The organism is uncultured Ruegeria sp., assembly GCF_947497005.1.
Classification (GTDB): Bacteria; Pseudomonadota; Alphaproteobacteria; order Rhodobacterales; family Rhodobacteraceae; genus Ruegeria.
Genome location: NZ_CANMFF010000001.1, coordinates 407,201 through 421,358 on the forward strand (window position 1 = coordinate 407,201; position 14,158 = coordinate 421,358).

Sequence of the window (14,158 nt, forward strand, 5' to 3'; positions counted from 1 at the left end):
AATTCCGCCACAATTTCGGGCAGTTTTCGTCCTTGGACCGATGAGCGTAAGCCAGGAAACACCGGGGCGGGCTGCGCCGCCTCGAATGATTTAAAGCGGAATATTATCGTGCTTTTTCCATGGGTTCTTAAGTTTCTTGCCTCGCAAACTGGCAAAGGCCCGAGACACGCGCCGACGAGTCGATTGCGGCATGATTACCTCGTCAACAAATCCACGTTCGGCAGCGACAAACGGGTTCGCAAAGCGATCCTCGTAATCCGCAACATGCTGCGCCGTTTTGTCTTCGTCCTTCAAATCTGCACGGTGAATGATCTCGGTCGCGCCCTTGGCCCCCATCACCGCGATCTCGGCCGTTGGCCAGGCATAGTTGAAATCACCGCGCAGATGCTTGGACGCCATAACCACATAGGCACCGCCATAAGCCTTACGAGTGATAACTGTAACTTTTGGCACCGTGGCTTCGCCGTAAGCGTAAAGCAGCTTTGCGCCATGCTTGATCACACCGCTGTATTCCTGCTGCGTCCCGGGCAGGAAGCCCGGAACATCCACGAAAGTCAGGATCGGGATTTCAAAGCAATCGCAGAACCGAACGAACCGTGCTGCTTTACGCGAACTGTCGATATCCAGACACCCCGCCAGCACCATCGGCTGGTTGGCGACGACGCCAACGGTCTGCCCTTCCAGACGGATAAAGCCGGTGATGATGTTCTTGGCAAAGTCTTCCTGAATTTCGTAGAAGTCGCCCTCATCCGCCACTTTGGTGATGAGCTCCTTCATATCGTAAGGTGAATTCGGGTTTTCCGGAACCAGAGTATCGAGGGATGCTTCAAGCCGGTCAGGTTCATCAAAGAACGGGCGAACCGGCGGTTTTTCACGGTTGTTAAGCGGCAGGAAATCCACCAGACGGCGCACTTCTGCCAAAGCCTCGACATCGTTTTCGAATGCAGCATCGGCGACCGAGGATTTTTTGGTATGGGTTGAAGCGCCGCCCAGTTCCTCGGCTGTAACAACCTCGTTGGTGACCGTTTTGACCACATCGGGGCCCGTCACGAACATGTAGGAAGAATCTTTGACCATGAAAATGAAGTCGGTCATCGCAGGGCTGTAAACCGCGCCACCGGCGCACGGGCCCATGATCACACTGATCTGCGGAACGACGCCCGACGCTGTGATGTTGCGCTGGAACACTTCGGCATAGCCCGCAAGCGACGCCACGCCCTCCTGGATTCGCGCACCGCCCGAGTCGTTGATCCCGATGATCGGCGCACCATTTTGCACCGCCATATCCATGATCTTGCAGATTTTCTGCGCGTGCGTTTCCGACAGAGATCCGCCAAAGACTGTGAAGTCCTGGCTGAATACATAGACCATACGCCCGTTGATCGTGCCCCAACCTGTAACGACACCGTCTCCTGCAGGTTTTTGATTTTCCATGCCGAATTCGGTGCAGCGGTGGCTGACGAACATGTCGAACTCTTCAAAGCTGCCTTCATCCAGCAGCAGTTCGATTCGCTCACGCGCCGTAAGCTTACCGCGTGCGTGCTGGGCATCGATCCGTCTCTGCCCGCCGCCCAGCCGTGCGTCGCCGCGGCGATCTTCCAACTCAGAAAGGATGTCTTTCATGACGATAATCCCCTATTAAATTTGCCGGGACCCTACCCGTTTGCGGCTCTCAGCCAAAGCTCTTTTCGGCAAATTTGCAAAGTTTCAGCAACAACAATCTGGATAACTGCAAATATGCTAAGTGTCGCTTTGAAATTCACGGATGGCTAGCAATCCGAAATTCCGTAGCTATACATGTGAACCATGCAGTTCAGCTCTCGCGCGGTTCACCGTACACCACCCAAATTGGCGACACTTGTCTTGCTCTCGGGCTTGGCGGCACTGAGCATGAACCTGTTTCTTCCCAGCCTGCCAAATATGGCCCTGCATTTCGACACTGACTACAAGGTCATGCAGCTATCAATTGCACTTTATCTGCTGGTCAACGCAATTCTTCAAATCCTGATCGGGCCGCTTGCAGACAAGGCTGGTCGCAGGCCTGTGTTGCTTTGGGGAATTGGCTTGTTCCTGCTGGCAACTCTGGGATGCATTTATTCTCCAAACGTCGAAATCTTTCTGGCCTTCAGGATGTGCCAGGCCGTCGTGGTTGTCGGCATGGTTCTCAGCCGCGCTGCGGTAAGAGACATGTACGATCAGGATCAGGCCGCATCTATGATCGGTTACGTGACCATGGGAATGGCCGTGGTCCCGATGATCGGCCCGGCGATTGGCGGGATTCTGGAGGAAAGCTTTGGCTGGAAGGCGAACTTTTGGCTGCCTTTTGCCCTTGGCGCCTTGACCCTTGCCTTGACGTTCACGGATTTCGGAGAAACGTCAGCCAAAAGCGGCAAAACCCTTGTTCAACAATTCAAGGAATATCCCGAGCTGCTGACCTCGCCACGGTTCTGGGGTTATTCGTTGGCCTGCGCCTTTTCGTCGGGCACTTTCTTCGCCTATCTCGGAGGAGCACCCTTTATCGGAACCGAACTGTTTGGATTAAGCGCGGCGCAGGTCGGTATTTATTTTGGCGCTCCTGCAGTCGGCTATTTCGTTGGCAATTTTCTCAGCGGTCGATTCTCCATGCAGGTGGGTATTAACCGAATGGTACTTTGGGGCAGCCTGCTGAACGCTTTGGGTGTTGCACTTTCGGCATCGCTGTTTCTTACCGACCAGGGCACCGCACTCAGCTTCTTTAGCTTTATGACATTTGTGGGTGTTGGAAACGGCATGGCCATTCCCAATGCAACTTCCGGCGCATTGTCGGTCCGTCCGCATCTGGCCGCAACCGCGTCAGGGTTGAGCGGTGCGATCATGCTGGGCGGCGGCGCGGCGCTAAGCGCCTTGGCCGGCACCCTTTTGACCAGCGAAACCGGTGCAATGCCTTTGCTTTGGCTGATGCTGGCAACCGCGATTATGGCAATTGTTGCAATTGGATCCGTGATCCGGCGGGAACGGCTACTGGGGCTGTAGCGACTTGCCCACAAGACTTTGCAAAGTTATTCTTCTGGACTAGAAAACTTGCAAAGGCACCTCATGGCCACCCAAAAACTCTATGCCGGTGCAAAACTGCGTGAAATGCGCACGCGGCTGACCCTGACACAACGCGAATTCGCGGCGAAGCTGGGCGTTTCGTTACCCTATCTGAATCAGATGGAGAACAATAACCGGCCGATCTCAACCACGGTCGTGTTGGCTCTGGCGCAAGAGTTTGGCATGGATGTCACCGAGCTCAGCACCGGCGACAGCGAGCGGCTCGTGTCGGATATGCGCGAAGCGCTGGCCGACCCGGTTTTTGCGGATACCCTGCCGCCACTGGCCGATTTGCGCCTGACGGCGTCCAACGCCCCGGCATTGGCCCGTGCTTTTATCGAGCTGCACAAAACCTATCGGCAAACACATGAACGCCTCGCGTCTCTGGACGAAGCGTTGGGTCGGGAAGACGCCCGCATACAGGCCAGCCCGTGGGAAGAAGTGCGCGATTTCTTCCACTATTGCGACAACTATATTGATGCTGTGGACAGGGCCGCAGAACTGTTCGCCAACCGCGCCGAAGATCCCGGCAGCATCCGTCAGGCCGCATTGAACAGCCTGACAGAGCGCGGCATACAGGTTATATTTTCAGATATTGATCCCCTGCGCACATATGACCCCGAAAGCAAGATTCTGCGTCTGTCTTCTCGCGCCGCCCCACAAACACAAGTGTTTCAGCTGCTGTTGCAGGTGGCCTTGATCAGTCAGGACAAATTGCTGGAGGCGACACTGGATTTTGCCAAGTTCCAAAGCGACGAGGCAAGGTCCATCGCGAAAATCGGTCTTGCCAATTATTTCGCGGGTGCTTCCTTGATGCCGTATTCCGCATTCCTGTCCGCAGCTCAAGAAGAGCGTCACGATCTGGAACTGCTCAGCAACCGGTTTGGGGCCTCGATCGAGCAGATTGCGCATCGGCTGTCGACCCTGCAACGCCCCGGCGCAAAGGGTATCCCGTTCTTTTTCGTTCGCGTAGATCAGGCCGGGACCATCACCAAGCGACACTCGGCCACGCGTCTGCAATTTGCGCGATTTGGCGGCGCATGCCCGCTTTGGAATGTCCATCGCGCTTTTGAAACACCTGGTCATTTCCTGCGGCAACTGGCGGAAACGCCGGATGGGGTGCGCTATATATCGCTGGCACGGGATGTGTCGAAATCGGGGGGCTCATTCGGCGCACCAGTCAGGCGATACGCAATCGCGCTTGGCTGCGAGGTGCGTCATGCTCCGGCGCTTGTTTACGCCGACAACCTCGACATCAACAACGCCAGCGCCTACGAACCTATCGGTATATCGTGCCGCATTTGCGAACGGCAGAACTGCCACCAGCGCTCTGTCCCTCCGTTGGAACGCCGCCTGAGCATCGACACCCATATGCGCGGGACCCTACCTTACGAAGTCACCTGATCTTCACCTGGCCCAAAATACTTCGGGGGAGTCGCGGCCCTGGCCGCGACGGGGGCAGAGCCCCCGGCACTATGTTTAGGTGTTGGACAAAATGATTAGGTGTTGGACAAAATCGCCCAGATCTCATCCTTCAGCGCTGCCCGCTTCTTGCGCAAATCCACCTCGGCCAGCTCTTCCATGGGTTCGACATTGGTTTCAGCCCGGTGAACGACGCGGTTGACCTCATGATACTCGTCAGCCAGCCGGGCAAAATGCGCGTCCGATTGCTTGAGCTGGCTCATCAGTTCGACCTTGTCCGGAAACTCTTCGGCCAGTTCATGCGGGGTGTGGGACATTTGTGTTCGCTCCTTCATATGTCGTTACATATCAGTGGTAGGAGCGTGACGTGTATTCTTCTTTGACGCGGATCAATATCATGCAGGTTTCATGCAGATTTCAACGCCGCGCCGCGCGCCATCCTGCAGCCCGCGCCTCCGCGGTAGAGCAGAACCAGCGCTCTCCTTTGGCCGCGCTGATCCGGGTCTTGGCATAGTACGTCTGGCCCGGCACATGAAAGGCCTTTTCACCTTTGGATGAAACGTTCCCCTTGATCCGGCATCCTTCTGAAGATTTGGTTTTTCCTTCCGCCCGATGTACCCAAGGCACCTGAACCTGCGTCTGGTGCAATCCCCTGTTTCGAACCTTCGCACCCTTCTCGGCCCGCACATACACATCCGAGTACTTGCGGTACGCAAAGGCCAACCCTTGTCCCACAATCTGGGCTGCTACGTCCACGCGTTCCACTTTGCACTGTGCGATAATACGGCCGTAGCGATCCCGATCTAGTGGCACGCATGAAGCTGTCTGTCCCTGATATTTCTGCCGAACCCTATGTGTAGCCCAAGCCCCGCATGGCCAGCTCGATCCGTCGGAATCCTGACACGTCTGATCCAGTTCGGGCGCATCAATACCGTGCAGCCGAACCCGGACGCCGCCCACATCCCAGGTATCCGCATCAATAACATCAACCCGGCCCGCAAGTCGTTCTGCAGCGTGGGTCAGGGTTGGCAGAAGAAGAACAAAAACTAAACAAATCCTTAACATGCCCCGATATGCGCTGTATTTCACGCACATTCAACCGGGGGCAGTTTAGAAAGGTTAACGTTGCGCCGTTGCCCAGCCGGGATGAATCCACGGACGGTCATTGGCTTTGGGCAACGGATCTTTGCCCAAAAGCGAATCCGACACTTTTTCGCCCACCATGATCGAGGGCGCGTTCAGGTTGCCATTGGTGATCTGTGGGAAAATCGAACTGTCTGCGACGCGCAACCTATCCACACCAATCACACGACCTTCGGGATCAACTACAGCGTTTTTGTCATCTTCACGCCCCATCCGGCAGGTGCCACAGGGGTGATACGCGCTTTCCGCATGTTCTGCGATAAAGGCGTTCAGCTCTTCATCCGTTTGTACAGCGGCCCCCGGCTGAATTTCTTTGCCAGCATAGGGTTTGAAGGCGTCTTGCCCAAAGACTTCACGGGTCAGACGAATACAGGTGCGGAAGTCCTCCCAGTCCTCGTCATGGCTCATGTAGTTGAACTTGATCACCGGCGCGTCGGCAGCTTGGGCAGACCGCAATGTGACCGCGCCACGTGACGGGGACCGCATCGGACCAACATGCGCCTGGAATCCGTGCCCTTCGGCTGCCGCCTGCCCGTCATAGCGCACTGCAATAGGGAGGAAGTGATACTGAATGTCGGGGTATTCAACGCCCGGTTTCGACCGGATGAACGCCGCGCTTTCGAACTGGTTCGATGCGCCCAGACCCGTTTTCGTAAACAGCCATTGTGCCCCGATCACACCCTTGCTGAACAGGTTCCAGTGCTTGTAGAGCGTGATCGGTTGCAGCGAGGCCTGCTGGATATAAAGCTCAAGATGGTCCTGCAGGTTGGCACCAACGCCCGGGCGATCCGCAACGACGTCGATTCCATGCTCGGCCAGATGCGCTGCCGGGCCGATGCCGGACAACATCAACAGTTTGGGTGAGTTGATCGAGGACGCCGCCAGAACCACCTCGCGCCGGGCTTTGATAACCTCTTTCCTGCCACCACGGATCAATTCGACCCCAACGGCAAGACCGTTTTCAATAACGATCCGGGTTGCAAGACCGCGCACGATATCGCAGTTGTCGCGCTTGAGGGCGGGCTTCAGATAGGCATTCGCCGCCGACCAGCGCCGCCCTTTCCAGACGGTTTGTTCCATCGGGCCGAAGCCTTCCTGCTTTTCACCGTTATAGTCACCCGTGACCTCGTAACCGGCCTGCTGGCCCGCATCGACAAAGGCCTGAAACAGGGGGTTTTCGCGTGGTCCCCGCGACACGTGCAGCGGACCGTCAGTGCCGCGCCACGCCGGATCGCCGCCATGACCGCCGTCATGCCAGGTCTCCATCCGTTTGTAATAGGGCAATACGTCTGCATACGACCAACCATCAGCCCCCATTTCGGCCCAGGTGTCAAAATCGCGTGCGTGGCCGCGAACATAGACCATCCCGTTGATCGAAGACGACCCGCCGATCACCTTGCCGCGTGGACAGGCCAGACGACGGTTGTTCAGGTGCGGCTCGGGCTCGGATTGATAGCCCCAGTCATAGCGCGACATGTTCATCGGATAGCTCAGCGCAGCTGGCATCTGAATAAACGGGCCCATATCGGTGCCGCCGTGTTCGATCACCAGAACCGAGGCTCCGGCGTCGCTCAGACGATATGCCATTGCGCAGCCTGCGGATCCTGCGCCAACGATGACAAAATCTGCTTCCATTTCCACAACTCCTGACCCACCGAGAATTGATGTGTTCGGTGGGAGTATTTTTGAAAAGATGAAGAGGTTAATCGCCGCGCGGGAACCGCTGGCTTTCCTCTACAGTGTTCAGATCCATGTGATTTCGCATGTAACGTTCCGATGCTTTTTGCAGCGGTTGGTAATCCCATGGGTAATATCCACCCTGCCGCAGCGCTTCGTACACCACCCAGCGCCGTGCCTGACTGGCGCGGACATCGGCATCGAAGCGAGCCAGATCCCAGCGAGCCTCAGATTTGGCGCGCAAGGTTTGCAGCGTACCCGCATGTTCGGGATTGTCTGCGAGATTGGTCCGTTCGTGCGGGTCGGCTTCAAGGTCGAACAGCTGATCAGGATCCAATGCGCAGCGGTTGTATTTCCACTTGCCATAGCGCAGCGAGACCAATGGCGCGTATGACGCCTCGGCCGCGTATTCCATGGCCACCGGCGCGATTCGCTCTTGGCCTTGTGCCAGCGGCACCAGGTTTTCTCCATCCGTCCAAGGCGCGATCTCGGCCATGTCTACACCTGCCAAAGCCCCGAGGGTCGGCGTTACGTCTATGGTCGAGACCGGCGTGTCGATCCGCCCGGCAGGCAGATCCGGCGACGAAATCATCAGCGGCACACGAGCCGAACCTTCGTAGAAGTTCATCTTGAACCACAAACCGCGTTCGCCCAGCATGTCGCCGTGATCCGAGACAAACAGGATGATCGCCTCCTGCTGAGTGGTCTCCAACACTTCGAGAATCTCGCCGATCTTGTCGTCCAGATAAGTGATGTTGGCAAAATAGGCTTGGCGGGACTTGCGGATATCTTCTTCAGTGATGTCGAAACTGCGCCAGTCATTGGCGTCAAAAATCCGCTGGGCATGCGGGTCCTGATTATCGTAACCGATATCAGGGATCTCGGGCAGCAGATGCTCGCAACCCTCATACAGATCCCAATACTTGCGACGTGCCACATATGGGTCATGCGGGTGCGTAAAGCTGACGGTTACGCACCATGGGCGATCTTCATTGCCCCGTGCCAAATCATAAAGCTTGGCCTTGGCGTTATAGGCAACCTCGTCGTCGTATTCCATCTGGTTCGAGATTTCCGCAACGCCCGCACCAGTGACTGATCCCATGTTGTGATACCACCAGTCGATCCGCTCACCCGGTTTGCGGTAATCCGGGGTCCAACCGAAATCGGCCGGATAGATATCGGTGGTCAGGCGATCCTCGAATCCGTGCATCTGATCCGGGCCGACGAAATGCATCTTGCCCGACAAGCAGGTATAGTACCCCGCCCGGCGCAGATGGTGCGCATAGGTGGGGATGTCGCTGCGGAACTCGGCTGCGTTGTCGTAGACACCGGTACGCGAAGGCAATTGACCGGACATGAAGCTGGCCCGCCCCGGTGCGCAGAGAGGCGACGCCGTGTAAGCGTTGGCAAACCGGGTCGACCGTGCGGCCAGTTTCTTCAGATTCGGAGCGTGTAGCCAATCAGCGGGACCGTCTGGAAAGAGTGTCCCGTTCAGCTGATCCACCATGAGGATCAGAATGTTCGGTTTTGTCATTTTTCAGCCTCGAGCAGAGTGTTGAGCACACGCATCGCGTGGCTCACGGCCAGTTGCGGTTCTTCTGGGGCGGTTAATGCAGCGCGAATATAAAGCCCATCGATCAGCGCGATCATGTTCTCGGCCGCCTCATACGGGTCGGCCAACCTGTGCCGCAGAGCATCGATCAGGTTCGACCTGATGCGCGCCTGATAGATCTGCCACAGGCGCAGCGCATCATCGTTGGTCTGCGCCAGCACATAAAAGGTCATCCAGGCAGCAATCACATCCGGGGTGAAACATGACGGTGCAAAACAGGCCCGGATAATCGCCTGCGCCCGGTCCTGCGGCGCAGCCGCCTTCAACTCGCCCCGTGCCTCATCGCCGAAGTCGGACAGGATCTGACGCATGGCGGCCAGAAAGATCTGATCCTTGCCACCGAAATAGTGGTGCGCCAGCGCGCTGGACATGCCCGCACGTTTGGCAATTTGACTGACTGTTACATCGAGGGATTTTCTTACGCCCAGCTCAGCGATCGTCGCGCGAACAATCGCGTCCCGACGGATTGGTTCCATTCCGACTTTTGGCATCGTTCCCCCCCCCTTTGAGCAGGCGTTATACGTCCACGCTAGGGGGTTTTTATTGACTCGTCAATCAATGAAAATCGGGGGCCGCTGTTGTTACAGCTTCGGCGCTATACTCGGAGGCGTCAAGTCCCTGCGGTTCAGCACGAATTCGCGCCATGAGATGAAGCTTACGGCGGCCAGGATCAGTGTGCCTCCAGCGACGACCCAGACATCAACACTTTCGTGGAACACTGCGGCGCCTAAAATTGTGGCCCAGATCAGCTGAAGAAACGTCACCGGCTGCGTGGCAGCCACCGGTGCGGCCTGCAGTGCCAAGGTCATGAAATAGTGGCCTGCTGTCGCAAAACTGGCCACAAGGAACAAAACCCCAAGATCCCGCAAACCTGGCTGCGTCCAAACAGCAATCGCGAAAGGTATCAAAGCGATGGTCACCCAAATCGACAGATGCGCGACGACTACAGAAGGCGGAGCATCACGCACCAGAAGTTTGGCCAGCAAATAAGAGCCGCCCAAGGTCAAGGCGGTTCCCAGCATGGCCAAATGACCCGGAGATACTTCGCGAAACCCCGGTCGCAGGATGATCAGAACCCCCAACAGAGCGACAAGAATGGCCGCGATCCGGCGAAAGGCCAGCTTCTCACCCAAAAACAAGGCCGCACCCAAGGTGACATAAACCGGCGTCATGTAGTTCATGGCCGTGACTTCGGCCAACGGTATTTGGGTCATGGCAAAGAACCAGAGCATGACGGCGACCGCATGCACGACTCCGCGCAGACCAAACAGCGTCAGCAGTCGAGGTGTCAGGCGCGTTGCCATGATCGACCGCATGGCGGGCAACAAAAACACCAGTCCCAGAGCGTAACGCAGGAAAGCAGCTTGGATCGGGTTCATCGTCGTGCCCAGCGATTTCACCAAAGCGGTCATCACGACAAAAGACAGACCGGCGGCAAACATCCAGAACATGCCGGCAAGCGGGCGGGACGATACGGCGAGTGTTGACATGGCTTAGGTTGAACACCGAAATCCAGTCGGGAACAACCCTTCACATGATAACAAGTTTCAGTGCGATACCCAACATGACGACGCCAATCCCGGCATCCAGCACTTGCCACGCCCGTGGACGCGCAAAAACCGGGGACAGGATGCCTGCGCCGTACCCAAGCGAAAAGAAGAACACAAAGCTGGATGTCATCGCGCCAAGGGCAAAGCCAAGCCGGTCGTCATATTGCGCCGAGATCGAGCCGATAAGCACTACCGTATCCAGATAAACATGTGGATTCAGCCAGGTAAACGCGAAAACCGTAAGCAGCGCAGCCTTCAAACTGGTCTTCTGACCATTGCCAATTTCCATCACCGCACCACCCTGCCAGGCTGAGCGGAAACTGCGCAACCCATACCAGGTCAGAAACGCGGCCCCACCATATCGCATCACAGTTTCAAACCAGGGGGCGGCCTGCGCCAATGTCCCAAATCCAGCCACTCCAGCGCCAATCAGAAGGGCATCAGAGACTGCGCATGTCAGGCACAGGAGAAAGACATGTTCGCGCCGCAGCCCCTGTCGAAGGATAAAGGCATTCTGCGCTCCGATGGCGAGGATCAGACTGAAACCCAGCGCGAAACCGGCGATCACGGATGTGGGCATGGGACCTCCTGCTTTTACAAGGCGTTGACTAAGCCCCTCGACGCGATCTATCAAATTAAAGATGCTACCTTCAGCTAAGTTTCACTAATGTTGCTGGATCCACACCACTTGTCTGCCTTGTCTGCCATATTGCGCCATGGCAGCTTTGACGCAGCAGCTGCAGAGCTGGCTGTGACGCCTTCGGCAGTCTCCCAGCGGATAAAGGCGTTGGAGGATCGGGTTGGGGCGTCGCTGATACATCGCGGAACACCCTGTACAGGAACGCCAGCCGGACTGCGCATTGCGCGTTATGCTGAAGATGTCGGCCTGCTTGAGGCGCAATTGGCCCGCGAATTGACACTGGAACAAGAACCCGGATCAGCCCGGGTTCGCATTGCGGTGCCCGCCGATATTCTGGCGACCTGGTTCATTGACGCAATGGCGCAAGTGCCAGACATGCTGTTCGACCTCGTGATCGACGATCAGGACCATTCGGCAGATTGGCTGAGGCGAGGAGAGGTCAGCGCCGCAGTCACCGTTGGTGGACAGCCCGTGACCGGTTGCGACGCGACAGCATTGGGTGTGTTGAGATATCTGCCGACGGCCAGCCCTAACTTTATCGATAAATGGTTCAAGGACGGCGTGACAGAAGAAACGCTCGGCAAGGCCCCCTGCCTCATCTTCAATCGAAAGGACGGCCTGCAAAAAGCGTGGATTGCACAATACACCGGTAGCCGCCTTTCCGCCCCTTCCCACTTTCTGCCATCGTCGCATGGTTTCGTTGATGCCGCGATTGCAGGGATCGGATGGGGTATGAACCCCTCAGCCCTTGTGCAAAATGCTGTGGAACAAGGGCTGTTACGCCCCATCGTTCCCGACACGCCACTGGACGTCCCGCTCAACTGGCAGATCGGACGGGTTCTTGCGCCCGCCCTCAAGCCGCTTACACAAGCGGTCAAGTACGCTGCAGGACGGACTTTGCTTCCGTCGACAAGCCAATAGCCAAACACCACGCAATCGGAGGAACCGATGTTCTCACGCGACGCCCTCAGCTATGACCCAATTCCCTTGCCCGACCGATTCGAAATCAGCGATGCGGACATGCAAGGCGCGGCTCAGGCTTTCTTTGAAAAGATGGGACAGCGTCATACTGTTCGGGATTTCAGTACACGCCCGGTTGCACGAGAGGTGATCGAAACAACTCTGCGCACAGCGGGAACAGCCCCCTCCGGCGCCAATCATCAGCCCTGGCACTTCGCCGCCATCTCGGACCTCAACCTGAAACAACGCATTCGCGAGGAAGCCGAGGAAGAGGAACGTCGTTTTTATGCGGGCGGGGCGGGTGATGAATGGATCAAAGCCCTGGAACCGATAGGCACCAACGCCGTCAAAGAACATCTGACAATCGCGCCGTGGCTGATCGTGGTTTTTGCCCAGCGCTGGGGACAATTCGAAGACGGGACGCGCTTTAAGAACTATTACGTGCCCGAGAGTGTGAACATTGCCACCGGCTTTCTATTGGCGGCGCTGCATCACGCGGGGCTCTGCACCTTGACCCATACCCCCAACCCGATGCGGTTTCTCAACGATGCGCTGGACCGGCCCGCATCGGAGAAGCCAACAATGATCATCGCGGTTGGTCACCCATCGGAATCTGCAACCGTGCCTTCTGTGGCAAAGCTGAAGAAGCCCCTGGAAGAGATTTCTTCGTTTTTCTGAGCGCATCTGCATCAGCTCTGTGATCGGGGGGGGGCCTCTTCCCGGCTGGGCAACATCATTCGATAGCATGTCGCGCAGGCCACCAGACTGACGGCGACTATGAACGCGACCGCCAATGCGACCTCATGCATATGTGCGACAGCGGCCAAGGCCGCCGAAAGCAGCACCGCCAACAATCGTGTGATCGATTTGATCGCAGCTGAGCCCTGTACGCGTTGTTCCTTGGGCGCGACATCCAGAAAATAGAGCTTGCGTGCACTGCTGATACCGGTCACCGCGACAGTGACAACAAACAATGCAATCGCATGCAGGTGCACATCGTGATCAACACCCATGTAGTGGAAAGCCAGAAGGCCACTTCCGGTAGCGGCCACCATCAGCGTCCCGACCACCATAACCGCGCGATGAGATTTCATGTTTACAACCTGCCACAAAGGCCCCGAGACGAGATAACCCGACGCAGATGAAACAATCATTGCGGTCAGACCCTTCGCCGAACCATGATGCGCCTCAGCCGCAATCAGTGCGAAAAACGGGACAGAGAGTGAAACGGCCACCAAAGGCACGCGCATAATCATGTAACGTCGAAACCAAGAGTATTCGAACATGCTCAGAATGCCTTGGAAATTGGCCTTAACCGACAGCTTTGGCTTGGTTTCAGTCTTCTTTGCCGGTTCGCCAGAGCGCACATTTTCGGTCATCGCCAGCATCAAAAGCCCTGAGAGCATAAAGAACGCAACCGATACGCCGATCATGGTGGAATGGCGTGAAAACGGAGGGTTTTCCTTGGTGATCTGGTGCACCAGCAGGGCAAGGCCGATGGCACACAGGCCCCCACCCCCGAGTTGCAGATAATGCATGATCATGCGCGAACGTGAGTGAACATGATCGCCCAGCAGATCGGTGAACATAAGGTTCTGAACCTCGTCCACCAGTCCGATCACGAAGAAGACCGCCACGAAAATCACCGCGATCAAGGGCACAACCTCGGTCGCTGCTGCAGCCATCGCCAGAACCAGACAAGCACCGATGACGGCTTCGGTCATGGCAATGGCGCGCTTCTTTTGCGATTTCGCTGCAATGGGTTGCGCCAGAAAGAAGTCGGAGATCATGCTACCAACCATCCGCACCGAAACCAGCGCGCCTGCCACAAACATTGGTAGCTCGAAGGACACAGCCAGAAACGGCAGCACCACAGAAGGACTGCCCAATGTCCAGGCGACCTGAGACACAATACTCTGCCCGGTCAGAACCGGCACGTTGCGTTTGGCCTTATCAGGGGAATCAGACGTCATTGATCTTTCTGTTATGTCTTGCCTGCAGTTCAGAGTTATCCCAGCCTAAGCGTTTTGGGCATTTCAGCCAACAATCCTTGGACTCGGCCCCAAAACGAAAAAACCCGGC

13 protein-coding genes are annotated in these 14,158 nt (G+C 56.7%); 4 read left to right on the forward strand and 9 right to left on the reverse strand.

What is annotated here, in order from left to right:
- Positions 1 to 90: 90 nt before the first annotated feature.
- The gene (locus tag Q0816_RS02040) at positions 91 to 1,623 is read right to left on the reverse strand and encodes an acyl-CoA carboxylase subunit beta (protein ID WP_298847030.1); all 1,533 of its coding nucleotides are present in this window, start codon (positions 1,621 to 1,623) and stop codon (positions 91 to 93) included.
- Positions 1,624 to 1,806: 183 nt separating this feature from the next.
- Between Q0816_RS02040 and Q0816_RS02045 the strand changes: the two genes are divergently transcribed.
- Positions 1,807 to 3,012 carry a multidrug effflux MFS transporter gene (locus Q0816_RS02045; RefSeq protein ID WP_298847032.1) on the forward strand — a complete coding sequence of 402 codons (1,206 nt, stop codon included), beginning with the start codon at positions 1,807 to 1,809 and terminating at the stop codon, positions 3,010 to 3,012.
- A 63-nt stretch (positions 3,013 to 3,075) separates the two neighbouring features.
- Complete coding sequence (locus tag Q0816_RS02050; protein WP_298847036.1) at positions 3,076 to 4,476, forward strand: short-chain fatty acyl-CoA regulator family protein; 1,401 nt, start codon at positions 3,076 to 3,078, stop codon at positions 4,474 to 4,476.
- Between the two features lie 95 nt (positions 4,477 to 4,571).
- Here the strand turns inward: Q0816_RS02050 and Q0816_RS02055 are convergent, their stop codons facing one another.
- The 7 genes from Q0816_RS02055 to Q0816_RS02085 all read right to left on the reverse strand — a co-directional run bounded on the left by Q0816_RS02055 (position 4,572) and on the right by Q0816_RS02085 (position 11,056).
- Positions 4,572 to 4,811 (reverse strand): YdcH family protein, encoded by a 240-nt coding sequence (locus Q0816_RS02055; protein WP_298847039.1) that lies wholly within the window; start codon positions 4,809 to 4,811, stop codon positions 4,572 to 4,574.
- A 100-nt stretch (positions 4,812 to 4,911) separates the two neighbouring features.
- The gene (locus Q0816_RS02060; RefSeq protein ID WP_298847042.1) at positions 4,912 to 5,559 is read right to left on the reverse strand and encodes a thermonuclease family protein; all 648 of its coding nucleotides are present in this window, start codon (positions 5,557 to 5,559) and stop codon (positions 4,912 to 4,914) included.
- Between the two features lie 54 nt (positions 5,560 to 5,613).
- Positions 5,614 to 7,272, reverse strand: coding sequence for a choline dehydrogenase (gene betA, locus Q0816_RS02065; protein WP_298847045.1), 1,659 nt, complete (start codon positions 7,270 to 7,272; stop codon positions 5,614 to 5,616).
- A gap of 67 nt (positions 7,273 to 7,339) precedes the next feature.
- A complete protein-coding gene (betC, locus tag Q0816_RS02070) occupies positions 7,340 to 8,848 on the reverse strand; it encodes a choline-sulfatase (RefSeq protein WP_298847048.1) in 1,509 nt (502 codons plus the stop codon).
- On the reverse strand, positions 8,845 to 9,417 hold the full coding sequence (gene betI / locus Q0816_RS02075; protein ID WP_298847050.1) for a transcriptional regulator BetI: 573 nt from the start codon (positions 9,415 to 9,417) through the stop codon (positions 8,845 to 8,847). The genes betC and betI overlap by 4 nt, the downstream gene beginning before the upstream one ends.
- 90 nt (positions 9,418 to 9,507) lie before the next feature.
- Positions 9,508 to 10,416 carry a DMT family transporter gene (locus tag Q0816_RS02080; protein WP_298847052.1) on the reverse strand — a complete coding sequence of 303 codons (909 nt, stop codon included), beginning with the start codon at positions 10,414 to 10,416 and terminating at the stop codon, positions 9,508 to 9,510.
- 40 nt (positions 10,417 to 10,456) lie between these two features.
- The gene (locus tag Q0816_RS02085) at positions 10,457 to 11,056 is read right to left on the reverse strand and encodes a LysE/ArgO family amino acid transporter (protein ID WP_298847054.1); all 600 of its coding nucleotides are present in this window, start codon (positions 11,054 to 11,056) and stop codon (positions 10,457 to 10,459) included.
- Positions 11,057 to 11,143: 87 nt separating this feature from the next.
- Between Q0816_RS02085 and Q0816_RS02090 the strand changes: the two genes are divergently transcribed.
- A complete protein-coding gene (locus Q0816_RS02090) occupies positions 11,144 to 12,037 on the forward strand; it encodes a LysR family transcriptional regulator ArgP (RefSeq protein ID WP_298847058.1) in 894 nt (297 codons plus the stop codon).
- A gap of 27 nt (positions 12,038 to 12,064) precedes the next feature.
- Positions 12,065 to 12,754: a nitroreductase family protein gene (locus Q0816_RS02095; RefSeq protein ID WP_298847061.1), complete on the forward strand. Its 690-nt coding sequence runs from the start codon at positions 12,065 to 12,067 to the stop codon at positions 12,752 to 12,754.
- A gap of 11 nt (positions 12,755 to 12,765) precedes the next feature.
- Here the strand turns inward: Q0816_RS02095 and Q0816_RS02100 are convergent, their stop codons facing one another.
- Positions 12,766 to 14,049 (reverse strand): permease, encoded by a 1,284-nt coding sequence (locus tag Q0816_RS02100; protein ID WP_298847064.1) that lies wholly within the window; start codon positions 14,047 to 14,049, stop codon positions 12,766 to 12,768.
- Positions 14,050 to 14,158 lie beyond the last annotated feature (109 nt).